The following is a 25,990-nucleotide window of genomic DNA, read 5'->3' on the forward strand; positions in this document are numbered from 1 at the left end:
AAGCGAAAATAGCAAATGAGCATTAGTGATAACCACTTAACCTGAAATACAAATTGTGGGAAATAGATCACAATTTGCCTGACTATAATTCCAAAATCTAGCTCAAAAATCAAGTCTTTTTTTTATTAAAGAGTTAAAAAATTAAAATAAGCCATTGTTTTAAATAAATTTAAAAAGTATATTTAATTTCAAAATAGCTATTCTATAGTGTTTCTAAAGAATTATCATTCTATTAATTAATATAAACTTAATTTTAAGAAAATTTAAAAGATCCGCTTTTAAGTGGATTAAAAATATTTAATATAATTTCAACAACTTAAATCCAAATATTAAAAATTAATGTTTATAATAATTATAAAGAATTACATAATTTATAAGAAAAAAAACATAAATAAATTTAGAAATCCCCTTCAATTACAAACAAGATCTTAGGCTTTTCACTAGAACGTAACATGCTCATTTTTTGGAAAATATTATGTATTATTTTATTAAGTCTAGGAGCCTTCAGCATAGGGTGTGCAATTAGTAAAATTGATTTTTTTCTGTTCTTCATAGGTCTACTTTTATTGCTATCTTTTATACTAGCTTTAAAGCAAGCACGTGAAGATGCAGGTATCTTTCCTGATGCTTAATTATAAATTCTAAAGATATCGTATTAACCATAAAATCATGGTTGAATGCATCCTATAATTTACTGGGTAATTACTATAAAAATATGTCAAAAAGTTCTTCTGATGCTGGAATTTTTTTATGGATGACCTATCAGACTATGCAACAGATGGGGTTAGATGCCGCTTCTATATTCGCAAGCGTTAATTTACCCAATCAACCGCCAGATAAAAATATTCGTAGAAATAACTCTACTCAAGAGAGGTTCTGGACAGCTGCTGAACAAATAAGTAAAGACCCAGATATTGGCTTACATGTAGGTAGCCAAATGCCTGCTTTCAGAGGATTAGTTATTGAGTATTTATTTTTAAGCAGTTCTACTTTTGGTGAAGGTTTACAACGTGCTTTAAAGTATCAGGCCCTTCTAACCGATGTCTTTCACCTTTCTTTAACTATTGAAAAAGATATAGCAACTTTGGTTGGTTTTGAACATCCTGTAAGACATTACCTTGAATGTGGAATTGGTATTTTTCTTAATTTTTTTAAATATATTACAAATGATGAGTTTAGACCTAGTCAAATTACCTTACCGTATCAACAAGGTGCTTCAGCTAACAGTTATCAAGAAGCTTGGAATTGCCCGGTAATTTTAAATCAAAAACAAGGTGCTATAATTTTTCCTAGCGCATTATTAAATAAAACATCACCAGCAGCTGAACCAGAATTATTAAAAATTCATGAAACAATTGCTGAACAACAACTATCAACTTTAGAAAAACATCAACTTGTTTATGCGATTGAGCGCTTACTCAGCACTGGGTTACTCGAATCGGGGGAATTCGATCAAACATTTATTGCTGAGAAATTAAATCGTAACCCACGTACCCTACGTGCTGATTTACAAGCAATAAACACCAATTACGAGAAAATTTTAAACCAACATCGAGAAAAGCTTGCTAGACGCTTGCTTGCGCATACGCAAGAAACTATTGATCAGATTGTTTATTTAACTGGTTTTTCTGAACCCTCGGCATTTACACGGGCTTTTAAACGTTGGACTGGTGAAACTCCAAGCGCATATCGCCAGCGCAAACAGAAACAGTAAAATTGATTCTAAAGGCAATTACTCTATTGCCTATTAGGTCAAAGAGATAAATCTCCCTTCTTTTACAATGGCTTTAAATTGTAATTGATGAGAAGTAGTCAATATGCTCGGGTTCCCTGTAGGTATTTTCGTTGCAAATGGTCTTGAATGGTACTTTCATAAAGTTTGGTTACATGAATATCCAAGTCAGTACCGTAATAGTCCATTTTTCACCCATATTGCGCATCATAAGCGCGCTCGTTTAAATGGCTTTCAAGATGAAGGTTATGCTGAATCAATGTTTAAAAATGCTGAAATGTATAACGAAAAAACCGCTTTGCTTGGGTTAGCTGGGGCCGCCACTATTTTTTTACCTGTAGCACCCTTTTTTACAGCTGGGCTTTATTATGGTTTGTGGAATTATTGGCGTGTACATTCAAAGGCTCATTTAGACCCTGAATATGCAAAAAAACGTATTCCTTGGCACTATGATCATCATATGACAAGCAATCAAAATGCTAACTGGTGTGTTACCAAACCTTGGTTTGACTATATTATGGGAACTCGGGTCACTACTGAAGTATCTCAGACTGAAACTAATCTCTTAGGTATCAAATTACCAAAGCTGTTAGAAAAACCGATTAATTTTGCTGCTCGACGCATATTTGCCAAATCGTATGCCAAGATTGATTTAAACTCCAATCAGGACCAATCTAATTTACGTAAAGGAATAGAAGTCAGTCTGGCTTGAAAATTTATCCCAATATAAAAGCTGTGGACTCCAGCAGCTTTTATATAAATAAATAGTTCACAGATTAGACTTTAAAAGGCTCAAAGCAAGACATAAGAAAATCTAATACGACTCGTATAGCAGGACTATGTCGTAAATCTTCGTGTGTAACTAACCAGATTTCAGCACTCATTGGATAATCATCTTGCAATCTAACCAAATTGCTAAATGCGCCTAAAAAATCAGGTAAAACCGCTAACCCGACTTCGCCACATGCAGCTCTCCACTGTAGCTCAGGATGATTAGTAACCATTATTGGGTCTTTATAGTTTAAATGTTCCTTTAGCTTCTGCTGTTTTTGACCATGTACTCCTCCGACTTCCACACTAATCCATTCGTAATTTTCAGGCTCTGTTGAAGCTAAATAATTTGGCCCCGCATATATTCCAAAAGGAATTTCACCAACTTTACGCGCTACTAAATTCTCATCTTTAGGACGTCCGAACCTTACCGCAATATCAGCTTCACTATGTTGCAAAGAAACATAATGGACGTCGCCGAGCACCCGCAATTTTAATTGCGGATAATCACGATAAAATTTACCCAGATGAGGCATGATCAGATGCGCTGCAGTTAAGGGAGGCATACTAATAGAAACACTTCCCATGACTTCTTGCTGGCCCGCCTGGGTTAAACGTTCGATAGAAAAAGTTTCTTCCATCATACGAGCGACCACCTGTGCAAGTCGTTCGCCATCAGGAGTTAGAATGTAAGTACGCGGTCTACGATCAACTAATTTGAGTTTTAAATTCTGTTCTAGCTGAGCAATTCTTCTAGACACAGTGGCATGGTCTACTCCCAATTTTCGTGCAGCCGCAGACAATGACTTTTCTTCGGTAAAAACTGAAAAGTAGTGTAAATTTTCCCAATCAATCATTGTGCAAATTTTCACATTAGAAGTGTATTTATATGGAATTGTACACCTTTATGTAATTGCCCAGAATAAAACCTTTCTTAATGGGAGCCTGTCCATGAACAGAACGGTGGCTTATGCCTATGCTGGTATTGTCTTAACAATGTTTTTTTGGGGTTCAGCATTTAATGCAATGTCTTATATTATTCAACATATGCCTCCGTTATCTGCTGCATCTGAACGATTTTCGATTGCAAGTCTAAGTTTGCTTATAATTTTTTCAATAACGGGACAGCTTAGATGGACAGCCTTAAAACAGAATCTAGTGATCTATCTGATTATAGGGATAATCGGAATTGCAGGCTTCAATATAGGCTGTTTTTATGGATTGCAAACGACATCTGCCGTGAACGGGGCTCTAATTATGGCAACTACACCATTAATGACCCTATTAATGACAATCATGTTAGATGGTGAAAAACTGACTACTAGTAAATTTTTAGGCGTTTTATTCGGCTTAAGTGGCGTTTTACTTGTGATTAGTCAGGGCCATATAACAACTTTACTTCACCTAAAAATAGACATTGGAGATCTATTTATATTATTGGGCGCATTTGGATTCTGTCTCGCAAATGTGCTGTCTCGTCGTTATGTAAAGAATGCTACCCCACTAGAAACAACAACTTTTTCTATGATGTTTGGAGCAATAACACTGGTTTTGTTGAGTATGACATTTGAAGATCCTCTTTTAGCCATTGCCTCTGCACCTGTAAATGCACATTTAGCGATGGGATATGTCGTGATCTGCTCAACCATGATTGCTTATTTATTCTGGTTTAATGGCATACAAAAGTTAGGTGCTGGTCGCGCTTCTGTCTTTTTTAACTTTGTGCCTGTGTTCAGTATGATAATCGCTCTACTTACTGGACAGTCCCTCAATATCTGGCAGTTAGTAGGAACAGCTTTGGTGATGCTTGGTGTAATGAGTAGTGGAGGTTTTTTAAAAATTAAAACTACTCCACTTATGGCTAAACACTGTACAAAATAAGAAAAATGCTGCTACATTAAAAATCTATCATTAATATGTAGCAGCATTTTCAAATATAAAACAACAATAATCTCTTTAAGTTCTTATATTTTCAAATATATTCTTACCTTGGTAATGATTTATACAAAAGCTCATCTTAATTATTCCGTTGTAACAAATACTGTATGTTTCTTTAAAACTTAATAAAGGATTGCCATATATAGTTTTAAAACAACCAAAGGAGATATTAAAATGAAGCTGGATTTTACAACAATTGAAAAGCAAGCAAAATTGCTACAAGAAGAGCAAGAAAAGATCGAGCAACGAGATCATGAATTTCAAGTTGCCTTAGATAAACATAGAGAATCTCTAAAGAATTTATTTAAGGATCTTTTTTCTGACCGAGAAATTAAGACAGAAAATGGAGGACACTTTTGTGTAACCTTCGGAGATTTCAAAATTTCCTTATTAATTGAAACTGCTAAATTTGAAAATGGTGTTCCTGTAAAACTAAACTCTGTAAACCCCGTTATTATTAAATGCAAAAAAGATAAGCCTATTGCAAAAGCACAATTTACTGATGCAACCCAATATCTAGATAACCATTTAGAAACTCCAAATTATCAATATTATTTTAAACAAGAAGATAAAACCCAACTGGTACAATTTTCTGAACTACCTACTTATTTTCAGCTGGTTTTAGATGCAAATGTATAAAATTGAGCCCTCTAGAGAGGGCTTTTTATATATTGTTTTTTTATTATTTAAATTTAAAAAATAATCTCAAACGAATATTTTTCTTTTAACTATGAATAATTTAAGTCGATTTTAATTGCTCAAACTTTAAAAAATGTTTGATTCTTTTTTAAATTACTTGTATATACATGTGTATATTTGATTATACAGATATGAATAAATAAGAATAGAGTGACTCTTAAAGGATAAGGAGAGTGTAATGGACTCATCGGCTGGGAAATCTAATAATAGTTTCATAGAAAATCGAAGCATTGATTTTATTCCAGAAAATGAAAGACATGGAGGTGTTTTTGCTCAATTCACCCTATGGTTCGGTGCCAACTTACAAATCACGGCCATTGTGACAGGTGCTCTTGCCGTTGTTTTAGGTGGAGATGTTTTTTGGTCTATTATTGGTTTATTAGTAGGACAATGTTTTGGTGCTGCCGTCATGGCGCTACATGCTGCCCAAGGACCTAAACTTGGCCTCCCTCAAATGATTTCAAGTCGTGTGCAATTTGGGGTATATGGTGCATGTATTCCAATCATACTCGTTTGCCTCATGTATATTGGTTTTACCGCAACTGGAGAGGTATTAGCCGGTAAAGCAATTGCACATCTAGCACATGTCAGTAATACAACTGGCATCTTAATTTATGCAAGTTTAATTATTTTATTCGCAACGATTGGATACCGTTTAATTCATTTGGTAGGCAAAGTAGCTAGTATTATTGGTTTGATCGCTTTTGTGATTATTCTGACTCAAATCTTAGCACTTTCTGATTTTTCTGAACTCTTAGCCGTACGTCATTTCAGTTGGTCTTCATTTTTGTTAGCAGTTTCACTTTCTGCTTCTTGGCAAATCTCTTTTGGACCATATGTTGCAGATTATTCTCGTTATCTTCCAACTAAAACATCTTCATCTCGTGTTTTTTGGGCTGTCGGCTTAGGTTCTTTAATTGGCTCACAAATTTCTATGAGCTTAGGTGTTTTGATCGCTCAGGTTGCAAACGGCAATTTTGTTGGAAATGAAGTTCAATATGTTGTTGGTATGAATCCAATTGCCCTAGTTGTTACCTTTTTATATTTTAGTATTGCTTTTGGAAAAGTTACTCTGACGACCTTAAACGCCTATGGTAGTTTTATGTGTATTGCTACGGTTTGGAATAGTTTCAAATCGACGAATCAAATCTCAAAAATAACCAGATTACTCATAGTCCTTGCTATGGTTGTAATTTCAACCTTTATTGCAATTATAGGTGAGCATACTTTTTTAACTGCTTTTAAAGCATTTATTTTATTTTTACTTACCTTTTTTATTCCATGGAGCGCCATTAATCTTGTTGATTATTACTTTATCTCTAAAGAAGAATGTGATGTAGATGCGCTCTATGATCCAAATGGCAAGTATGGCCGTTGGAATCGGATTGGGATTACCTGCTACTTTTTAGGTATTTTGATTCAACTGCCATTTATTGATAGTAAATTCTATACAGGTCAAATTGCGGCAATGTTAGGAGGAATCGATTTATCGTGGCTAGTAGGCCTTATCTCTACTGCCTTGATTTACTATATTTTCGCCAAAAAAGCTCAAATCAAATTTTCAAAACAATTAGTGATTGATCAAATCAAATAATTAAACTAGATAAGCTATCAAAGTTGATCACCTTGATAGCTTATTAATGTGATTTGGCGACTATTCTTGTAGAGCTTTGGCTTGTGCCGAAATGGGCAATCCAAATAACTTATCAAAGCTCCAATTAAATATAAAAGTGTAGATAGGAATAATGATAATAAAGGCCACATCTAACCAAAAAGCAGCAACCAGAGAAATATCCATCCACCAAGAAATAAGAGGGATCAAAAATAAGACTAAGGTAAGTTGGAAACCAATAGCATGTCCCACTCTACGCTTAACTGTACGGACATTACTGCTTTGTTTGGCTTCCCACTTCTCATATAAAATATTGTAGATAAAGTTCCAAGTTACAGCGATGGTCGTAATCATGACAGAAAGTGGTCCTGTATGTTCAACACTATCACCTGCCAAAATCGCTAACCCTACTGATGAAATAATCATTCCGATTACTTCGTAAGAAGATACATATACAATTCGACGCTTTATACCTTGCATAATCAACAAACTCTGCTTAATTCTTTATATTTTAATTTCAGTCAAAATCATATATAAAGTTAATAGCTTTCAGTTCAACTGATATCAAAATGAATTTTAACAGTGAAAATATTGAATTATTTATTACCGTACTCGATACAGGTTCTTTCTCTGCAGCCGCCCGTAAACTAAATCGGGTACCCTCAGCAGTAAGTATGGCCGTAGCTAATTTAGAGGCAGAATTGGGTTACACCTTATTTGAGCGTACCCCTCGTAAGGTCATTCCAACCGCCACAGCATTAGCTTTGGAACCTCAAGCACGAATTATATCTGAACAACTTAGGCTATTTAGTACTCACGCCCATGAACTTTCTTTAGGACTTGAAAGTAAATTGCGGATTGGTGTGGTCTCAGACGTAAATACCAAATTATTATTTAATTCAATAAAAAAGTTAGCTGATAAATTTCCCTTGCTGAATATAGAAGTTATTACTGGGCCTCAAGATGACATCGTTAATTTACTTTATACAGAGCAAATTAGTCTTTGCTTAGCAGGTTCAGACCTCAATATAAAAATGCGTGAGAATCTACAATTGGTAATGACTGAAACAGTAGTGGCTACTATTTCGTCTAGCCATACTCTTCTACAAGAAAAATCAAAGCAGTTTTCTATTGAGGAGTTAATCAATATTAGACAAATTGTTGTGGCGAGTAGTGAACATGAAATGACAGATCCCCGTTCAATTATTGGTGCAATGTACTGGAAAACGAATAGTCTACAAACAGCAATTAATATGGTTGAAGCAGGACTTGGCTGGGGAAATTTTCCTTTATCTCTAGTACAAGAAAAAATCGATCAAGGTTATTTAGTGCTTTTAGATTTTAAAAATACAAAAAATCATTTACCCCTATCAATCTATTTAATTTGGCTTCAAGATCGCCCTTTATCTAAAGCAGCTCGCGAGCTAATTCAAATTATTCAAGAAAATTTATAAATTTTCATATGTGAATCATAAAAACTTATAGGTATTTTTATGAGGTCAATTCTTGCTAAATCTATTTTTTTAAAGTTTGAGCTTATTACTCTGTACTATTTTTACCACTATTGTTAAAAGCAAAAAGCCTACTCAAAAAGTAGGCTTCTTACTGTATTTCAGGATTAAGCAATAATATTTTATTTTGTAAAAAATACACTTATACTTTATTAAACCCAAGTGTTTTAGTCAAGAATAAAATTGATTAGATACAAAGAATTACATTCTTACGATGATAGCCATTTTTTAAGTTTTATATGGAAAATATTTTAGAAAAAAGAAGGTTATTTCAATGATAAAAACTTCCATTCTCTTCCCTAAAAGGCTTATCCGCTTTTAGAAAAAGACAATCAACAAATAAAGAACAAATATTATATTTTTAAATTAATTAAATTCACATATCTAAATATTGGAAATACGTTTATTCACTACTTTTATATTCGAAGTAATTGCCTTACTACTTCAATTAAACTTTTTACCAATATAATTGTAAATAACTTTATTCTAAATTTTTAATTTTATATTTGCTCTAAAAATTAGTAACAATACCTCATTTAAATTATTTGACTGAATAATTTTTTAATATTATACATTTACAAACACTTCATTAGAATTCTAATAAATTAAAATTATAGACAGTATTTTTCAATAGATATGATTTTTGAAATGACGCTTTCTATATTTTTTGAATTTAATTTTAATACATACAAAATTTGTATTTTTTTATATTTAAGTATTTTGAATAAGTTTAACTAATATATTATTATTTACTACAAACAAATAAAATACAAAAATGATCACATTTTAAACGAAGACATTCTATATAAGTTAATCATGCAAATTGAAAAAATATTTATATCACTAACATGACAAACTGCTGAAATAAGTTCTAATTGATCGATAAATAACTAAGTTCACTTTACTCATGAAGTAAACATACGCTAGAATCGCCATCGCTTGTAATATTTAATCAATAAATCACCATATTTTTTGAGTTTACTTTACGTCTACTTCAGAAAATGACTTGTGTTTAATTAAAAAATTGATTAGTATTGCACGCACTGAAAAGCCTTGAGATTAAAAGCTTTTCTGACTTATAGGGCCTATAGCTCAGTTGGTTAGAGCAGCGGACTCATAATCCGTTGGTCCACAGTTCAAGTCTGTGTGGGCCCACCAAATTCGAACCTCATAAACTAAAAAGTTTATGGGGTTTTTTAATAATTATCTAAATAGAATAGTTTTCGCTCATTTAAACAATATTCAAAACTTAATTAACAAATTGTAAAGTTTATTTTATCTTAAAGTTTAAACTGCTTTTAAATACCTTTCTTCTAAACTGAATATTCCTATTTCTTCTATTAAGCTAAAATTTGCTTCTGCATCAGCTCTGTATTTTCTAACTGAGCATCCCAAAACTTTTCCCACAAATCACAATACTCTAAGCATAACTTTTCAATATAGTTATAATCTTCTTCTGTACAAGCTTGCATCAAGACATACCATAAGTCTTCTTCATGGTCATCATCTGCGGCTTCTGCACTTTCATCCTCAGATATCCCATGTACATGGTAATAACCACCACCCTCCACGTCCAGACCTACTGCTTTGGTGGCTTTACGTAACGGTGGGCTATAAAGAATAACTTCTTCCTCTGCAACTGCTAATAACGCTGAAACAGCCTTATAGTCATCATAAGCATTTTCTAAAAACACCCTGACTTGCTTTGCAATTTCAGAAGGTTGATACGTGAGGCGATCTTGTTCTGTAATACCAAAATCATTCAATATATCTTCAAATAGCGGATAGTGAGCATATTCTGGATTCCCCTGATAGTAACCGTCTTTATCTAAACCTGGACGAAATCCAAACTCATCAAAAATATTTAAACTCAAAAGAAAGCGTGGATACATTTTTGCACCTGCATGTAATCTTGGCTCTAATTGTTTTGTTTGAAATTGTGCCATGAGCAAAGCATCGGTGAAAGTTTGAACAATTGCGTGACGATATTCTAAATGAATTTTTTTTAAATCTTCTTTATTAATTTTGCCATTATTTAAAGTATCAATTGCCGAATGATGAGATACAGGGTGTTCAGCAATTTTCGCCCTCAAACGGGTCAAAAAGTTTAAATTTTTTTCCCATAATTCGGCTGAAATGCTTTGCTTCATCCCTGCAAGTGCTTTCTTTCTAGGATTATTAAAATTCTCAAATTTCTTAGGCATATCCGCTCTCGTTAAACTTATTAAAGCCTGTCCGATTTTTACATATTTTATTATAAAAACAATGACTTAAATTAATATTTAAACATGTTCCATCATTAATTAATATTAGAAGTAAAATCATACGAAATCAAATAGAAAATTTAAAAAAAATCCAATTAAATGATAATCATTATCACAATATAAACTTGAATCAATTTCAGTTTTTTATTATCATAATTTGTATTAAAAATTTAATATTTTAGATTAAGTTATAATTAGTTTTAACTATATGGAATAGTAATGTCAAAAAAAGAAGATATTATAAATACTGCTTTAAATTTATTTAATCAGATTGGATACAATGCTACTGGTGTTGACCGTATTATTGCTGAATCAAATGTTGCAAAGATGACTTTTTATAAATATTTTCCTTCAAAGGAAAATTTAATTATGGAGTGTTTGCAACATCGGAATATAAATATTCAAAACTCAATCAATGCACAATTAAATTTACATCAAGATGCCAGCCCTCTTGAAAAAATCCATATTATTTTTAATTGGTATATTGAGTGGATCAATAGCGAAACCTTTAATGGATGTTTATTTAAAAAAGCATTTATTGAAGTATCTAAACAATATACTTCAATTCGTGAACCATTTTACGAATATACAAAATGGCTCACTAATTTATTGCATGAAAAGCTTACTCAATTAGGTATAAAAAATCCTACTCCTCTTGTTCATATTATTATTTCTATTATTGATGGAATGATTATTGATGGCACCACGGATAAAAACCTGATTAATCCAGAAAAGATCTGGCAATATATTGAATATTTAATTAATGAAGAGATCCCTCAGCAAGTCTCATAGTTTTAATATTCTTCAGGTTTATTATTTTCATAAAAAGTTTGAGAGAAAAATAAAAAATAAATTTTCAAACAATTTAGAGCTTACTTCATCCTTAATTTTGGTGCCCTACTTTAGCTTTCATAATTTCTCTAGGCTTTTCTACAAACTCATATTAGAATCCTGAAAATTTATCAACTTGCACTGATCTATGAAAAAATTTCTAGGTAATTCTATTTTTAAAGCCGTTGGTTGGACCTACAATGTAGATCCTCAAATTCTTGAGAAAAAACAAGTTATTATTGGCTTTGAACATACATCAAATCTAGATGCAGTGTTATCGATTGCCCTCTTTCAAATTTTAGATATAAAAATTCATACTTTAATAAAAAAGGAACTTTTTAAAGGCCCGCTTAAACCACTTTTAGAAAAGCTAGGTGGCATTCCAGTTGATCGCAAAGCAAGTAAAGATATTGTTTCTCAGATGGTTGAACAATTTCAAACACATGAAACTTTTAACTTAGTGATTGCTCCTGAAGCTACTCGCGCTAAAGATGGTTCAGAACGCAAACCTATCCGTACCGGTTTTTGGCATATTGCTAAAGCAGCCAATGTTCCAATCGTTTTAATGTATGCCAATGCTCGAAGTAAACAAGGTGGGATTTTAGGTAAAATTTATCCAACAGATTTACAAAAAGATTTGGAAACAATTAAAGAACTATATGCACAATTTAACATAGATGTGAAAATTAACTAAATCAAATTGGACTTAATTTGACCTAATCTCAGTCATTAGGTCTTAAGCTTATTGTTCTTATTCAATTGGCTAACAAAACGCAGGGCAACAGTTTTCAACAAAACCATGCCTATGCTAATATTCTAGCACTTTTGCATTTTCTTTTTTGGAGTTCACGTCCATGGCGGGTCATTCTAAATGGGCCAATATTAAGCATCGTAAAGCGAAACAAGATGCAAGTCGCGGTAAAGTTTTTACTAAATATATTCGTGAAATTGTGACTGCTGCCAAACTTGGTGGTGGAGATGCTGCTAGCAACCCTCGTCTGCGTGCAGTAGTTGAAAAAGCACTCTCAGTTAATATGACACGTGACACCATTAACCGTGCGATCCAACGTGGTGCTGGTGGTGAAGATAATGATGATTTAAAAGAAGTAACTTACGAAGGTTATGGCGTTGGTGGTGTTGCTGTTCTTGTTGAAACAATGACAGATAACTTAAACCGTACCGTACCAGACGTACGTCACTGCTTTAGTAAGACAAATGGTAACTTAGGAACTGCGGGTTCTGTATCTTATCTATTTACTAAACGTGGTGAGATTACTTTTGAAGATGTTTCTTTAGAAGATAAAATCATGGAAGTTGCTTTAGAAGCTGGCGCTGAAGATATTGAAGTTTCAGAAGATGAAATTTTAGTAATTACTTCACCTGAGACCTTTGGTGAAGTTCAAGATGCTCTCGCTGCTGCTGGTTTAAAATCTGACAACGCAGAAGTTGTGATGAGTCCATCTACAAAAGCTGAAATTACAGATGTTGATCAAGCAAAACAAATTCTAAAAATGATCGATATGTTTGAAGATCTCGATGATGTACAAAACGTTTATACCAACGTTGAGTTCTCGGATGAGGTTTTAGCTCAATTAGATGCCTAAATCAGACATTTGAATGAAAGAAAACGCACCATCTGGTGCGTTTTTTTATAGTTTATTAAGTAAGTTATAGCAGTTAAACACATTATATTTTTTAATAACAAAGCTTGAATGTAAAGCAACAACATTGTCAATTTTTCCAATACGTCTTAACAAAATTTCGCTGTAGTCATCCATGTTACGCGCTACAAGTTCTAAAATAAAATCAGCACTTTGCCCTGTCACCAAAAAAGCATTAGTGACTTCTGGAATTGCTTCTATTTCAGCAAGAAACTTGTCAAACGTTTCACTATCATGCTTGCTTAATGAAACTTGCAATAAAATATGTAAAGTAAATCCAAGCTTACTAAAGTTAATTTCCCTTTTGAGCTGGCCCATAATGTTGGCTTCAATCAGATGTTTGATACGACGATGTACAGAACTGACTGACAGATTGATCCGTTCTGAAAGTTCATTCAAATTTAGGTCTTCATGAGACAAAATTTCTAGAATTTGTTTATCAAAACGGTCTAACTCCATTCTTATCTCCAGCCAGAATTTTATAATAACGACAGTATACCCTATACCACTACTTCTGCATTGAAAATACAAAGGCTTAAAGGTAGCTAAAAACAACTTTGCCAGCCAAATGCATCTGCAAGCCCTTCTACACTTTCTACTCGCACACCTTTAATATGGGAAGCTATTCATATATCAATCTCTTAGCAAAATATAACTTCTAGAGAAATGAGTTTAAAAAAAGAGCCTTGAAAGGCTCTTTTTTAAGGGTATTAGTGCATTGCCTGAATTTTTTCCAAGAAGAGTTTCGCACGTTCATGGCGAGCTTCTAAATTATCAAAGAATTCATGCGTTGGGCAGTCTTCTAAAATTTTACCTTCATCCATAAAAATTAAACGATTAGATACTCTTTTAGCAAAGCCCATTTCATGGGTAACACACATCATGGTCATGCCTTCATGTGCAAGTTGCACCATAACTTCAAGTACTTCACCGACCATTTCCGGATCAAGTGCAGAAGTTGGTTCGTCAAACAACATACAGATTGGGTCCATAGACAAACCACGTGCAATTGCTACACGTTGCTGCTGACCACCCGATAACTGACCCGGAAATTTATCTTTATGAGCGAGTAAACCTACACGCTCTAAATATTTCAATCCTTTTGCACGAGCATCTGCAACTGAGCGCTTTAACACTTTAACCTGAGCGATCGTCAAATTTTCCAAAACAGTCATGTGTGGAAAAAGTTCAAAGTGCTGAAAGACCATTCCTACTCTTGAACGGAATTTAGCAAGATCCGTTTTTGGATCTTTAAGCGAAATTCCATCAACTATAATGTCACCTTGTTGAAATGGTTCTAAAGCATTTACTGTTTTAATGAGTGTTGATTTTCCTGAACCAGATGGTCCACACACAACAACGACATCACCTTTTTCAATACTCGTCGTGCAATCTGTTAAAACCTGAAAATCACCATACCATTTAGAGATATGTTGGATGTCTATCATTGGCATTTAAAATCTCCAATTAGCGAATGATGGCAATTTTTTGCTGTAAGCGTTTGACTAAATGCGATAGCACAAACGAGCTACAGAAATACACTACAGCGACGATTAAATAGAATGTTGCTTTTGTTTCAGGCCCATAAGTATTAGCCAATGTATCTGCACGACCTAAAAAGTCTGGTGCACTAATGACATAAACTAATGAGATGTCCTGAAATAGAATAATTGTTTGAGTTAACAATACTGGAAGCATGTTACGGAAGGCTTGAGGTAAAACCACGTAGCGCATTGATTGACCATAGGTAAACCCTAGCGCATAGCCTGCATGTACCTGTCCTTTTGAAATAGACTGAATTCCGGAACGTACAATTTCCGAGAAAAAAGCTGCTTCAAAAATCGCAAAAGTCACAACGCTTGAGAACAACGGCCCCCAATAGGTATCAGATTGAAACTCAAAAATTTTCGGCAACAAAAAGTAAAAAATAAAGATCACCTGAATTAGTGGAATACCACGAAACAGATCAACATAAAATTTTGCAAAATTGCTGGCGATAGCATTGCTAGATAAACGCATCATTGCCAATGGGGTTCCAATTAAGATACCGCCCATCATTGCCAATACCGTTACGGTAAGCGTAAAAATGAAACCTTCTTTGAGTGCTGCAATCACATCAGGGTTTTGTAATAAAGAAAAATCCATGATTACTTCCCTCCTGAACCTAAGCCAGGTACAGCCATTCGTTTCTCAATCCATGCCATCACAAACTTAATGCTATAAGTAATAATTAAATAAACAGGAGTAGAGAGAATAAGAATGATAATGTCCTGAGAAGTTTCTTCACGCATGGTTTTCGTATAAGCAAAGAAATTCAACACACTCAAGGCATATAAAACAGCTGAGTTTTTGAAAACGTTCATTGCTTCAGACGTAATCGTTGGCCATACAGTACGATATGCAACCGGTAAAATGACATAACGATAACTTTGTGCTGTCGTAAACCCCATAGCGGAAGCTGCAAACTTCTGTCCACGAGAAACGGTATTAATACCGGCACGTATGTGCTCAGATACACGGGCAGCCGTGTAGAGACCCAATGCAAAAACACCAATAACCGCAGGTTGCTGATTCAAAATATTTTTCCACCAACCACCAGCAACTACATCCCCACTACCTGCACTTAAGCTGTCCGGTAAAAATTCGGGAAAAACAAAAGCCCAGAAGAATAATTGCACAATAAGTGGAATATTACGGAAAATTTCAACGTAACAATTGCCGATAAATGCGAGAGGTTTGTTAGGTAATGTACGAATTACCCCGAGGAGAGAACCTAATAAAAATGCGATAAGAAAGGCTATAACAGCTGTCCAAATCATAGTGAACACGCCTGAACCTAACATTTGTAACCATGTGGGTGCCTCAGCATAAGTATTGTAGCTTGAGCTACCAATAGCTTTACAAACTGATTCTGCCCATGCGGCTTTATCGACACCATATTCATTAGACTCCGCACAGAATATAGTCCAGTTTAGCGAGCCGACTGACATGTTTGCCCCTTAAATTAATATCTTTAGAAAATAGACCACTTGTGCAAATGAATTTTTACACTTGCACAAGTAAATTTAGGACAAAAAGATCCAGTTAGATTCCTGCATCTGTTGGGTGAGCTTTTAATTTCTTATAAGATGAACTTTGTTGCATGTTCAAATTCGTGTTTTTTGGTGGAATTGGTGATAAGAACCACTTCTTATATAAAGCGTCCATTTGACCAGTTTTCCATAAATTATTTACAGTGCGGTCTGCAACTGCTTTAAATTTTGGATCATCTTTAGCAAGCATAATACCGTAAGGTTCAGATGAAAGTACTGGGCCAACAATTGCAAACGCTTTAGGTGTAGAAGACTTAGCGATCAAGCCTGCTAAAATATTATCATCCATTACAAATGCAGCAGCACGGCCAGATGCCATCATAGCAAAAGAGTCAGCATGATCTTTACCATAAATATTTTGAACATTAACAGCCTGACCTTTTTCATTCATCTTGATGTATTTGTCAGATGTAGTGCCTTGAGTAGTAACCACTGCCTTACCATTTAAGTCTGCCAAACTCTTAATGCCAGAGCTCGCTTTAACAGCCATACGTACTTCAGTTGCGTAGTAGTTTGTTGAGAAACCAACTTGTTGCTGACGTTGTTTAGAGTTTGTAGTTGTACCACATTCCATATCGATATTGCCTGCCAAAAGCTCAGGAATACGTGTTGATGATGTTACTGCCTTGTATTCAACTTTTAACCCAGGCATTTTCAATTCTTTTTTAATGTCATTTGCAAACTGGTTACAGATATCGACTGCATAACCTACTGGTTTACCTGCAACAACATATGAAATTGGATCTGAAGATTCTCGATGACCAATTACGATTTTTCCGGTACTTTTAATTTTAGCTAATGTATCTGCTGCTTGAATTTGAGAAGTAGCGCCAACCGTACAAAGCATAACTGTTGAAATAATGAGAGAGGTTGCAGAACGTTTCATAAGAACTCCTTGATGATCATTCTCTCTATTTATCTATAGAATCATTCATATAGGGCAATAGAGTGATTTATTATTAAATTGCAATTATCGAGCCAACTTTTCCAAGCAGGACACATCCATTTGCTTCACTTATTTTATTCAATCTGTTTTGCAGAATTAATACCTTTAAAACTGCTCACATGTTTCTACTTTAATCTATGTTTTAATCTTCTGTCTATTATTAAGCTCATCTATTTACACTTAAATGTGGCAATTATTGATTACAATGTAAACACACGCACAATAAAGTGGCTTAACTTTGGCTAAAAACAGTATTTAGAAAAATTGTATTTTCCAAAAAATCATAAAAATTAAAATTATTAGTCATTTAGGTAAAATTAAATTTATAGAGTTAAAAGTCGTTTAGTTAGTACAATAATATAAACAAATGGCCTGATAAAAATCATTTAGAAAATTGATAGTAATACATGAATAAATAAATTAATTATGAAAGATAAAAAAAGCCCCGATTTTCTCAGGGCATTTTATGACTTTAAATTCCGCGCCAATCTACACGCGCATTACGCTCAGTTTGATATATTCTTAAAACATACTGACCAAGAGGTAAATCGAGTAAATTTTGCTGATAGTTATTCCACTCTTCTGAAGCATCTTCCGCCTCTTCGCGTTCCCACGGCGTACCCTTTATTTCCAATAAAGGAGCAAGCATAGAACATACAGAAATGTCAGCAAGACTTAAGCGATCACCCACCATATAACGTGCCTGATTTTCTATTAAGCAGTTATTTAGTTCATTTATGAGTTCATCCATACGTTCTTTTGACTGACTCACTAACTCCTCTTCAAGTTTATAGTTCTTTTTTACCAGTGTCTTGAGAAAGGGTTTCGAGATTTTTTCAAACTGACGCAAATAGCCTTGTTCACCCATCATAATTTCTAAAGCATGGTCACCATGTGCCAAAGTGTGAGCCAGAGCCCAACGACGGACATGAATACCTAGCTCATCAGCCAAACTATCTATTTTTAATGTTTGCTGTCTTAATTGTTCATCACGACGTAACAGTGAGTGCTCTGGATAGGTATCATCCAGATAAAGTGCAATTTTAGTCGATTCAGCAATCCATTGATGATCATCTTTCAAAATAGGCAATAAATTTTGGCCTGTTTTGAGTTGTGCAAAAGCACGATGAAATCCTGGAATTAAGTTATGAGCCACATAATCAAGTTCTTTATGGTCTAACAACCAGCGAGCTTTTTCACAATAATGGGACAAAGGAAACTGATACAAAACCCGCATAAAATCTCCACGTTTATTTTTATTTGACTATTTGTACAAAAATGGTCGATGGTAAGTAGATACTTTAGAAGCTATTTTTAATGAAAACAATGGATATTGTGCTCATTTTTCGCTGACAGTTAGGTCTATATTTTTTATATCTTTTTTTACCGTACTTATAGCTCTTTTTCATATTAAAACCTTTTTAGTTATTCATTTTACAGATAAAAATTATAATTTATTGATTTTTAATATATTTCTATATCTCTATTTATCTATTAAAAATCAAAAAAAGTGCTTTGCATTTTTATTCATAAGCTGAGCATAAGTCCTCGTTTAGTGGAAAAATATTTCTTTTGTAAGGTAATGACAGCAATACAAGGTGTCATTATGTCTAATTCTCTATCTAAAACGACGGCATACGTCCAAATCATTCAAAATGATCAACAAGCGATTAATGCTGCTTATCAAGTAGCTGATTTTGCTTTAGAGGGTCGTAATACACGTGATCAACAACGCTTATTACCGTATGAGCAAATTGAAAGCTTTAGCCAAAAAGGTTTAGGCGGAATTCGCATTGCAAAAAAATACGGCGGTGCTTTTGTTTCTAATAAAACTTTGGCTCAAGTTTTCCGTATTTTAAGTAAAGGCGATGCGAATGTTGGTCAGATTCCACAAAATCAGATTAGCCTGTTAAACCTGATCGAAATCATGGGCACAGAACAACAAAAACAATTTATCTTTTCCGAAATATTAGCCGGTAAACGTCTTGCCAACGGTGGTCCCGAACGAAATACCCATGACTCAAAAACCTTAAAAACCACGCTTACTATTGAAAACGATAAATATATTTTAAATGGAGAAAAATTTTATTCGACAGGTACAAGTTTTGCGCATTGGCTTGCAATCAAAGCGATTCATCCTGAGGGCCATGTCGTTTTAGTCATTGTTAACCGAGATGCTCAAGGCATTGAAGTCATTAATGACTGGAATGCCTTTGGTCAGCGTACTACAGCGAGCGGTACGGTTAAATTAACTCATGTTGAAGTTAATCCTGAGCTTATTTTTGATGAACGCTTATTGACGCAAACCCCAACTTATCGCGGTGCTTATTCGCAGTTATTACAAGTAGCGATTGATGTAGGTATAGCGGAAGCTGCTTTTGACGATACTTTATCGACTATTCATAAAGCACGCCCAATTATTGATGCAAATGTTGAAAAAGCCAGTTTTGAACATTACACCCTACAAGAAGTGGGTAAGTTAAATATTTTGCTCGACGCGGCCATTTTATTACTCGATGAAGCTGCTGAATATTTAGATGAACTTGACCAACTTCAAACTGTGACCGATGAGCAAGTTGCAAAAGCTTCAATTTTGGTTGCTGAAGCAAAAGTCTATGCCAATGATGCGGCTCTACAAATCTCTGAAAAACTGCTGGAACTGGGCGGTAGCCGTTCAAGCTTAAGCCAACACAATTTAGATCAACATTGGCGAAATGCCCGTGTACATACTTTACACGACCCTGTTCGCTGGAAATTACATGCCATTGGCAATTATTACCTTAATGGTCATTTCCCTGCCCGCCATGCTTGGATTTAAGGAGAAATTGTCATGACTTCATATCAATCAGTTCAAACTAAACAAACCTCGGCATCTGGCCAAGCGCACATTATTCAAAATGATGCTGAAGCTTTAGAAATTGCAAAACAGTTTGCTGAACAATTAAAAAAAACTGCAGTTGAGCGAGACGCTAAGCGAATTTTACCCTATACCGAAATCGATGCATTGAGCCAGTCTGGCCTATGGGCAATTACAGTGCCAAAGCAATATGGCGGTGCCGAAGTTTCCAGTCATACTGTTGCTAAAGTGATTGCACTTTTAAGCGGTGCCGATGGTTCAATCGGACAAATTCCACAAAACCATTTTTACGCTTTAGAAGTCTTACGCAATACGGGAACAGAAGCTCAAAAACAACGTTTATACGGCGAAGTGTTAAGTGGCACTCGTTTTGGTAATGCACTTGCTGAGTTTAAAACCAAAACTTCAACCCATAAACAAACCAATATCCGTCCGCATGAAAATGGGTATTTGATTCAGGGTGAAAAGTTTTACTGCACAGGAAGTTTATTTGCTCACCGTATTCCAACCTTAGTTTTAGACGATGCAGGTCGAGAGTATCTGGCATTTGTAAAAAGTGGTTCACAAGGTCTAAAGCTTGTAGATGACTGGTCTGGCTTTGGACAGAAAACCACAGGTAGCGGCACGGTTAAATTTGATCAGGTTTTTGTCGATGCAGATGATGTCATTCCTTTTGATACTGCATTTTTACAACCAACCTTAGTGGGTCCTTTTGCCCAAATTATGCACGCATCAATTGAGGTAGGCATTGCTCGAGCGGCCTTTGAAGAAAGCTTGCAAAGAGTACATCAAGCTCGCCCATGGATCGATTCAAATGTAGAAACTGCAAACCAAGATCCTTTAACGATTTATGAATTAGGACGCATTGCGGTAGATGTACGAGCAAGTGAAGTGTTATTAAAACAGGCAGCTCAATCAATTGATGCCGCAAAAATTGAAACCACACCTGAAAGCATTGCAAAAGCATCCATCGATGTTGCCAAAGTACGTGCTCATAGTAGCGATACAGCTCTCAAAGCATCATCGAAACTGATTGAACTTGCTGGTAGTCGTGGAAGTCAGTCACAAGATGGTTTAGACCGTTTCTGGCGCAATGCACGCGTACATACGTTACATGACGCTGCACGCTGGAAATATTACTTTATTGGGAACTATGTTCTTAACGGTGTTCTACCACCTCGTCGGGGGACATTGTAATGACAGATTTTAAAGCGAAAGAAATTTTACTTAATGCCTTTGATATGAACTGTGTTGGGCATATCAATCATGGCTTATGGACACATCCACGTGATGAATCACACCGATTTAATGAACTAAGCTATTGGACAGAACACGCCAAAACCTTAGAAAGTGGTTTATTTGATGGCTTGTTTATTGCCGATATTACAGGTGTCTATGACGTCTATCAAAATGGTATAGATCTAACACTAAAAGAGTCTATTCAACTTCCAAGCCATGACCCATCTACACTCATTTCAGCTATGGCGGCAGTTACTCAAAACTTAAGTTTTGGAGTCACTGTGAACTTAAGCTATGAGCATCCGTATCAATTTGCTCGCCGCTTTGCGAGTCTTGACCATTTAACTCAAGGCCGTATTGGCTGGAATATCGTGACAGGCTATCTAGATAGTGCGGAACGCTTAATTGGCCAAAAAGGTTTAAAAGATCACGATGCTCGCTATGAACAAGCCGAAGAGTTTTTAGAGCTTTGCTACAAATATTGGGAAGGTTCATGGGAAAACGACGCAGTTAAAAAAGATAAAGCACGGCGCGTTTTTACAGACCCTTCTAAAGTGCATACCATTTACCATCATGGAAAATATTACCAGAGTGAAGGTGTATTTCAGGTGTCTCCTTCTGTGCAACGCACCCCAACCCTATTTCAAGCAGGCGCTTCACCAAAAGGTATGCAGTTTGCAACACGTCATGCTGAATGTATCTTTATTGGCGGTGACAAACCCGAAAAAATACGCGAACAGGTGAAAAAGATTCGTGCTCTTGCAGAACAGCAAGGCCGTTCAGCGGATGATATTAAAGTCTTTGTCGGTATAACCGTTGTTGTTGCCGAAACACATGATCTCGCTGTACAGAAACTTAATGAATATCGTCAGTATGCAAGTCCTGAAGCAGGCTTAGCGCATTATGCGAGTTCAACTGGTATCGACTTAAGTAAATTTGCCGACGATGAAGCGATTCCTTACCAAAAAAGTAACAGTATTGTTTCGATTACCGAAAAATTTAAAGAGCAACAAATCACAAAAAATGATTTAAAAGCTCAGCATGTTTTAGGTGGTCGTTATCCCCTCATCGTGGGTAGTGGCGAAGAAGTTGCTGAATACTTAATTCATCTTTTAGATGAAACAGATATTGATGGCTTTAATTTGACACGTACAGTTGCACCTGAGTCTCACCACGACTTTATTCGCTTGGTTATTCCTGAGCTACAACAACGTGGTCGCTATAAAACTGCATATAAAACGGGTTCACTGCGGAACAAAATCTTTAATCGGGGTGATCAATTACCAGAACAACACCCTGTTCAAGCATTCCGATGTAGTCCCTATAACAACAGCAAAAAACTAACAACAATTGAAGAAATAACCGCTTAAATTTGGAGATAGACATGGCTCAAACAGCCTCTAAAAAATGGCTAGGCGTAGGCTTAGTCGTTGTAGTCCTTTTTGTTGCTTTATTCTTTTGGAATAAACACCGTCAAAGTGGCTCAAATGAACTTGTGATTGGTATTAGTCCACCATTTGCAAAAACTTTACAAGCTGCTGCCGATGAAGCAAAGCAACAAGGTTTAAATGTGAAACTGGTTGAGTTTTCTGACTGGAACACACCAAACATTACCTTAAATCATGGGGATATTGATGCGAACTTTTTCCAGCATCAACCGTTCTTAGACAATGCAATTAAAGAAACTGGCTTTAAATTAAAAGCATTTGCAGTAGGTGCAGCATCACATGTGGGACTTTATTCAAAGAAATATAAAAGCCTTGATGAATTGCCACAAAACGCACGTGTAGTCATTCCAAATGATCCTGTGAACCAAGGTCGTGCCCTACTACTTTTACAGCAAGCTAAATTAATTACGCTTAAAGATTCAAATAACCATTTATCTGCACTTAAAGATGTTGTTTCAAACCCTAAAAACTTGCAATTTATCGAGGTTGAAGGACCGCAAACTGCTCGTGCAATTGATGATGTTGACTTGGCTTTTGGCTACCCACACTACTTGCGCTTAGCAAAAACAGCTGACCCTGATAGTGCTCTTTTACTTGATGACAATACTAATAAACGTTATGCCATTTTGTTTGTAGTGCGTGATGACTATCAGGATAAAGGCTATAAGTTAAAGAAATTTGTTGAGATCTATCAAAATTCACCAAAAGTTAAAGCTGTCTTAGACGCTGAAATTGGGCCAAAACTTTGGTTCCCTGGCTGGAAGTAATAACGGAAAGATTATGGCGATTCAGTTCAAACAGCATAAGCCTTGGTTACTCGGAATTACGATTATTATCGTAGTTCTGGGCCTCGTCGGTTACCGTTATATTAAAAACAAACAAGCCGATAATGTTTTAACGATTGGCATTAGTCCACCTTATGCGGAGCTGCTACAAAGCGTTGCCAATGAAGTCGAAAAGCAAGGAGTGCATGTCAAACTTGTTGAATTTTCAGACTGGCGAGCACCAAATGTTGCCGTACAAAACGGTGATATTGATGCAAACTTTTTCCAGCAAAGCGTATTTCTACGTAATGCTGTAAAAGAAACGGGTTATGACTTACATGCATTTGCCGTGGGCTCAGGAAGTCATGTGGGTTTATATTCAAAAAAATATAAATCACTTAAAGACTTACCTACAAATGCACGTGTTGCTATTCCAAACGATCCGGTCAATTTAGCCCGTGCTTTAATTTTATTGCACCGTGCAGGTTTAATTCAGCTTAAAGACATTAATAATGAACTTTCAACCACTCAAGACATTATTGCTAATCCCAAACAGCTGAGCTTTGTTGAGGTTGAAGGTCCGCAGACAGCACATGCATATAACGATGTCGATTTAATTTTCGGCTTCCCTCACTACTTAAAAATGGCAAAGGTAACCGACCCACATAGCGCATTATTTTTAGATCCAATCGATAAAAAATATGCAATTTTGTTTGTGACCCGTCGCGATTACCAAGATAAAAACCAAAAACTTGCAACCTTTGTTAAAGCATTCCAGAACTCAAAACAAGCACAAGATATTCTGGATAAAGACTTTGGCCAAGGTATGTGGTTTCAAGGCTGGAAATAAGGAGAATGACAATGGTGAGTTTTGGATCACAAGTTGATTTTTCTCTACCTCATATCAAAATTCGTGGTTTAAATAAGTTTTACCAATCACAGGGTCAAAAGCTGCATGCTTTAAAAGAGATTAACCTTGATATTCCTCAAGGTAAGATTTTAGGCATTATTGGTAAAAGTGGTGCGGGAAAATCTTCCCTACTCCGCACTTTAAATGGCTTAGAACAAGTAAATACAGGCAGTATTCATATTCATCAACAAAACATTGCTGAATTGAGTCATGCCGAGCTTATTCAAACTCGCCAACGCATTGGAATGATTTTCCAACACTTCAATTTGATGTCTGCAAAAACGGTCTGGGAAAATGTGGCATTGCCCTTAAAAGTTTCCAATTACAACAAAGCAGATATCGATGAGCGTGTAAATGAAGTTCTGGCACTCGTAGGTCTTGCAGATAAGTCTGGTCATTATCCATCACAACTTTCGGGCGGACAAAAGCAACGTGTCGGTATCGCACGTGCACTTGTCCATCATCCTGAAATTTTACTGTGTGATGAAGCCACCTCAGCACTTGACCCAGAAAGTACCGCTACTATTTTGGCTTTACTTAAAAAGATTAATCAGGAACTTGGTCTAACGATTGTACTCATCACACACGAAATGCAGGTCATTCGAGAAATTTGTGATCAGGTCGTTGTGATTGACCAAGGTGAAATTGTAGAGGCTGGGCAAGTCTGGTCTGTATTTTCACGACCAGAGCAACAAATTACTCAAGAATTGTTAAACCTTGAGCAGATCACTCTACCTTTTAAAATCAGTCCTCTACCCGATGAAGATTCAACTCATATTATTGTAAAACTGAAATATGAAGCTGAAGCACATCAGGTTCCAGATATTCAAGAACTACTTGCTAGATTTAAAGCACCCGTCAATTTATATCAAAGTCAGGTCGATACCATTCAAGGGCACATTATTGGTTCTCTTTTAGTCGGTATTCCCAACGTAGAAATTGATCTTTCATCTATACGACAAGACACATCAACTGCAATTGCACAATTTGAGGTACTTGGCTATGCACGACCAGCTCATTGATTTATTAATTACTGGAACTGTAGATACCTTACTCATGGTAGGCGCATCTGCATTTATTGCTTTTTTAATTGGCTTACCCATTGCTGTTATTTTAGTAAGTACTTCTGAGCACGGCATTCACCCTTCACAAAAGATTAATCAGGCTTTGGGTTGGGTCATTAACATTACTCGCTCTGTACCCTTTCTTATTTTAATGGTTGCACTGATTCCACTTACTCGCTGGATTGTGGGTACAAGTTACGGGGTTTGGGCTGCCGTTGTTCCATTGACCATTGCAGCAATTCCCTTCTTTGCACGTATTGCAGAAGTCAGTTTACGCGAAGTCGACCAAGGCTTAATTGAAGCTGCACAAGCCATGGGTTGTAACCGTAAACAAATAATTTGGCATGTACTTTTACCAGAGGCTTTACCGGGAATTATTGCAGGCTTTACCGTGACTATTGTAACTATGATTAACTCCTCTGCGATTGCTGGTGCTATTGGTGCAGGTGGCCTAGGGGATATTGCTTATCGTTATGGCTATCAACGTTTTGATATGCAAATTATGGTGGCTGTGATTTTAGTCTTAATTGTTTTAGTCATGTTGGTACAAGCAACTGGCGATGCATTAGCCCAGCAACTTGATAAACGTAAAGTTTAAACGCAATACAACCCTGCTCTAGCCATGACTTTGTCATGGCTTTCATGTAAAAT

Annotated in this window: 26 protein-coding genes and 1 tRNA gene; 18 read left to right on the plus strand and 9 right to left on the minus strand. The window is 35.6% G+C overall.

Features of this window, described 5'->3' with window-relative positions:
- Positions 1-452 precede the first annotated feature (452 nt).
- The 3 genes from POD11_RS08365 to POD11_RS08375 all read left to right on the plus strand — a co-directional run bounded on the left by POD11_RS08365 (position 453) and on the right by POD11_RS08375 (position 2,444).
- Entirely contained in the window at positions 453-632 is a 180-nt protein-coding gene (locus POD11_RS08365; RefSeq protein ID WP_224991743.1) for a hypothetical protein, read from the plus strand.
- 83 nt (positions 633-715) lie between these two features.
- Entirely contained in the window at positions 716-1,714 is a 999-nt protein-coding gene (locus POD11_RS08370) for an AraC family transcriptional regulator (protein ID WP_262456916.1), read from the plus strand.
- A gap of 103 nt (positions 1,715-1,817) precedes the next feature.
- Positions 1,818-2,444 (plus strand): sterol desaturase family protein, encoded by a 627-nt coding sequence (locus tag POD11_RS08375; RefSeq protein ID WP_262456917.1) that lies wholly within the window; start codon positions 1,818-1,820, stop codon positions 2,442-2,444.
- A gap of 64 nt (positions 2,445-2,508) precedes the next feature.
- Here the strand turns inward: POD11_RS08375 and POD11_RS08380 are convergent, their stop codons facing one another.
- Positions 2,509-3,360 (minus strand): LysR family transcriptional regulator, encoded by an 852-nt coding sequence (locus POD11_RS08380; RefSeq protein ID WP_239970390.1) that lies wholly within the window; start codon positions 3,358-3,360, stop codon positions 2,509-2,511.
- Between the two features lie 94 nt (positions 3,361-3,454).
- Between POD11_RS08380 and POD11_RS08385 the strand changes: the two genes are divergently transcribed.
- The 3 genes from POD11_RS08385 (at position 3,455) to POD11_RS08395 (ending at position 6,734) form a co-directional block, all read left to right on the plus strand.
- The gene (locus tag POD11_RS08385) at positions 3,455-4,384 is read left to right on the plus strand and encodes a DMT family transporter (RefSeq protein WP_262456918.1); all 930 of its coding nucleotides are present in this window, start codon (positions 3,455-3,457) and stop codon (positions 4,382-4,384) included.
- 231 nt (positions 4,385-4,615) lie between these two features.
- A complete protein-coding gene (locus tag POD11_RS08390; RefSeq protein WP_262456919.1) occupies positions 4,616-5,080 on the plus strand; it encodes a hypothetical protein in 465 nt (154 codons plus the stop codon).
- A gap of 238 nt (positions 5,081-5,318) precedes the next feature.
- Positions 5,319-6,734 (plus strand): purine-cytosine permease family protein, encoded by a 1,416-nt coding sequence (locus POD11_RS08395; protein WP_016141254.1) that lies wholly within the window; start codon positions 5,319-5,321, stop codon positions 6,732-6,734.
- 60 nt (positions 6,735-6,794) lie between these two features.
- Here the strand turns inward: POD11_RS08395 and POD11_RS08400 are convergent, their stop codons facing one another.
- Positions 6,795-7,232, minus strand: a complete 438-nt coding sequence (locus POD11_RS08400; protein ID WP_032053744.1) for a PACE efflux transporter — start codon at positions 7,230-7,232, stop codon at positions 6,795-6,797.
- 89 nt (positions 7,233-7,321) lie between these two features.
- Between POD11_RS08400 and POD11_RS08405 the strand changes: the two genes are divergently transcribed.
- On the plus strand, positions 7,322-8,206 hold the full coding sequence (locus POD11_RS08405) for a LysR family transcriptional regulator (protein WP_262456920.1): 885 nt from the start codon (positions 7,322-7,324) through the stop codon (positions 8,204-8,206).
- A 1,138-nt stretch (positions 8,207-9,344) separates the two neighbouring features.
- Positions 9,345-9,421: transfer RNA gene (locus POD11_RS08410), tRNA-Ile, on the plus strand.
- Positions 9,422-9,603: 182 nt separating this feature from the next.
- On the opposite strand, the gene POD11_RS08415 is transcribed toward POD11_RS08410, so the two are convergent.
- Positions 9,604-10,467, minus strand: a complete 864-nt coding sequence (locus POD11_RS08415; RefSeq protein WP_262456921.1) for an iron-containing redox enzyme family protein — start codon at positions 10,465-10,467, stop codon at positions 9,604-9,606.
- A gap of 279 nt (positions 10,468-10,746) precedes the next feature.
- Between POD11_RS08415 and POD11_RS08420 the strand changes: the two genes are divergently transcribed.
- The 3 genes from POD11_RS08420 to POD11_RS08430 all read left to right on the plus strand — a co-directional run bounded on the left by POD11_RS08420 (position 10,747) and on the right by POD11_RS08430 (position 12,962).
- Positions 10,747-11,319, plus strand: a complete 573-nt coding sequence (locus POD11_RS08420; RefSeq protein ID WP_016141258.1) for a TetR/AcrR family transcriptional regulator — start codon at positions 10,747-10,749, stop codon at positions 11,317-11,319.
- Positions 11,320-11,506: 187 nt separating this feature from the next.
- Positions 11,507-12,052, plus strand: a complete 546-nt coding sequence (locus tag POD11_RS08425; protein WP_262456922.1) for a 1-acyl-sn-glycerol-3-phosphate acyltransferase — start codon at positions 11,507-11,509, stop codon at positions 12,050-12,052.
- Positions 12,053-12,212: 160 nt separating this feature from the next.
- Positions 12,213-12,962, plus strand: a complete 750-nt coding sequence (locus POD11_RS08430) for a YebC/PmpR family DNA-binding transcriptional regulator (protein ID WP_016141260.1) — start codon at positions 12,213-12,215, stop codon at positions 12,960-12,962.
- Positions 12,963-13,007: 45 nt separating this feature from the next.
- On the opposite strand, the gene POD11_RS08435 is transcribed toward POD11_RS08430, so the two are convergent.
- From POD11_RS08435 to POD11_RS08460, 6 genes are all read right to left on the minus strand, one after another.
- Entirely contained in the window at positions 13,008-13,478 is a 471-nt protein-coding gene (locus POD11_RS08435) for an Lrp/AsnC family transcriptional regulator (RefSeq protein ID WP_016141261.1), read from the minus strand.
- Positions 13,479-13,729: 251 nt separating this feature from the next.
- Positions 13,730-14,473, minus strand: coding sequence for an amino acid ABC transporter ATP-binding protein (locus tag POD11_RS08440; protein ID WP_002114298.1), 744 nt, complete (start codon positions 14,471-14,473; stop codon positions 13,730-13,732).
- Positions 14,474-14,486: 13 nt separating this feature from the next.
- The gene (locus POD11_RS08445) at positions 14,487-15,164 is read right to left on the minus strand and encodes an amino acid ABC transporter permease (protein WP_016145033.1); all 678 of its coding nucleotides are present in this window, start codon (positions 15,162-15,164) and stop codon (positions 14,487-14,489) included.
- 2 nt (positions 15,165-15,166) lie between these two features.
- Entirely contained in the window at positions 15,167-16,009 is an 843-nt protein-coding gene (locus tag POD11_RS08450) for an amino acid ABC transporter permease (protein ID WP_016141263.1), read from the minus strand.
- A gap of 94 nt (positions 16,010-16,103) precedes the next feature.
- Positions 16,104-16,997, minus strand: a complete 894-nt coding sequence (locus POD11_RS08455; RefSeq protein ID WP_016141264.1) for an amino acid ABC transporter substrate-binding protein — start codon at positions 16,995-16,997, stop codon at positions 16,104-16,106.
- Positions 16,998-17,529: 532 nt separating this feature from the next.
- On the minus strand, positions 17,530-18,294 hold the full coding sequence (locus POD11_RS08460) for a glutathione S-transferase family protein (RefSeq protein WP_016141265.1): 765 nt from the start codon (positions 18,292-18,294) through the stop codon (positions 17,530-17,532).
- Positions 18,295-18,639: 345 nt separating this feature from the next.
- Here POD11_RS08460 and POD11_RS08465 point away from each other — a divergent pair, with 345 nt between their 5' ends.
- Genes POD11_RS08465 through POD11_RS08495 form a run of 7 tightly spaced genes read left to right on the plus strand, consistent with a single transcriptional unit; the run spans position 18,640 to position 25,937 of the window.
- Positions 18,640-19,875 carry an SfnB family sulfur acquisition oxidoreductase gene (locus tag POD11_RS08465; protein ID WP_262456923.1) on the plus strand — a complete coding sequence of 412 codons (1,236 nt, stop codon included), beginning with the start codon at positions 18,640-18,642 and terminating at the stop codon, positions 19,873-19,875.
- A gap of 12 nt (positions 19,876-19,887) precedes the next feature.
- On the plus strand, positions 19,888-21,111 hold the full coding sequence (locus POD11_RS08470; RefSeq protein ID WP_262456924.1) for an SfnB family sulfur acquisition oxidoreductase: 1,224 nt from the start codon (positions 19,888-19,890) through the stop codon (positions 21,109-21,111).
- Entirely contained in the window at positions 21,111-22,523 is a 1,413-nt protein-coding gene (locus POD11_RS08475; protein WP_262456925.1) for an LLM class flavin-dependent oxidoreductase, read from the plus strand. Before POD11_RS08470 ends, POD11_RS08475 begins: the two co-directional genes overlap by 1 nt.
- 14 nt (positions 22,524-22,537) lie before the next feature.
- Positions 22,538-23,368: a MetQ/NlpA family ABC transporter substrate-binding protein gene (locus POD11_RS08480; protein WP_262456926.1), complete on the plus strand. Its 831-nt coding sequence runs from the start codon at positions 22,538-22,540 to the stop codon at positions 23,366-23,368.
- Between the two features lie 13 nt (positions 23,369-23,381).
- The gene (locus POD11_RS08485; RefSeq protein WP_262456927.1) at positions 23,382-24,215 is read left to right on the plus strand and encodes a MetQ/NlpA family ABC transporter substrate-binding protein; all 834 of its coding nucleotides are present in this window, start codon (positions 23,382-23,384) and stop codon (positions 24,213-24,215) included.
- Positions 24,216-24,220: 5 nt separating this feature from the next.
- Positions 24,221-25,297, plus strand: coding sequence for a methionine ABC transporter ATP-binding protein (locus POD11_RS08490; RefSeq protein ID WP_262456928.1), 1,077 nt, complete (start codon positions 24,221-24,223; stop codon positions 25,295-25,297).
- Positions 25,278-25,937: a methionine ABC transporter permease gene (locus tag POD11_RS08495; RefSeq protein ID WP_262456929.1), complete on the plus strand. Its 660-nt coding sequence runs from the start codon at positions 25,278-25,280 to the stop codon at positions 25,935-25,937. Before POD11_RS08490 ends, POD11_RS08495 begins: the two co-directional genes overlap by 20 nt.
- The last annotated feature ends 53 nt before the right edge of the window (positions 25,938-25,990 follow it).

The sequence above is a fragment of the Acinetobacter sp. P1(2023) genome (genome assembly GCF_028367635.1).
In the GTDB taxonomy this organism is placed as follows: domain Bacteria; phylum Pseudomonadota; class Gammaproteobacteria; order Pseudomonadales; family Moraxellaceae; genus Acinetobacter; species Acinetobacter pittii_E.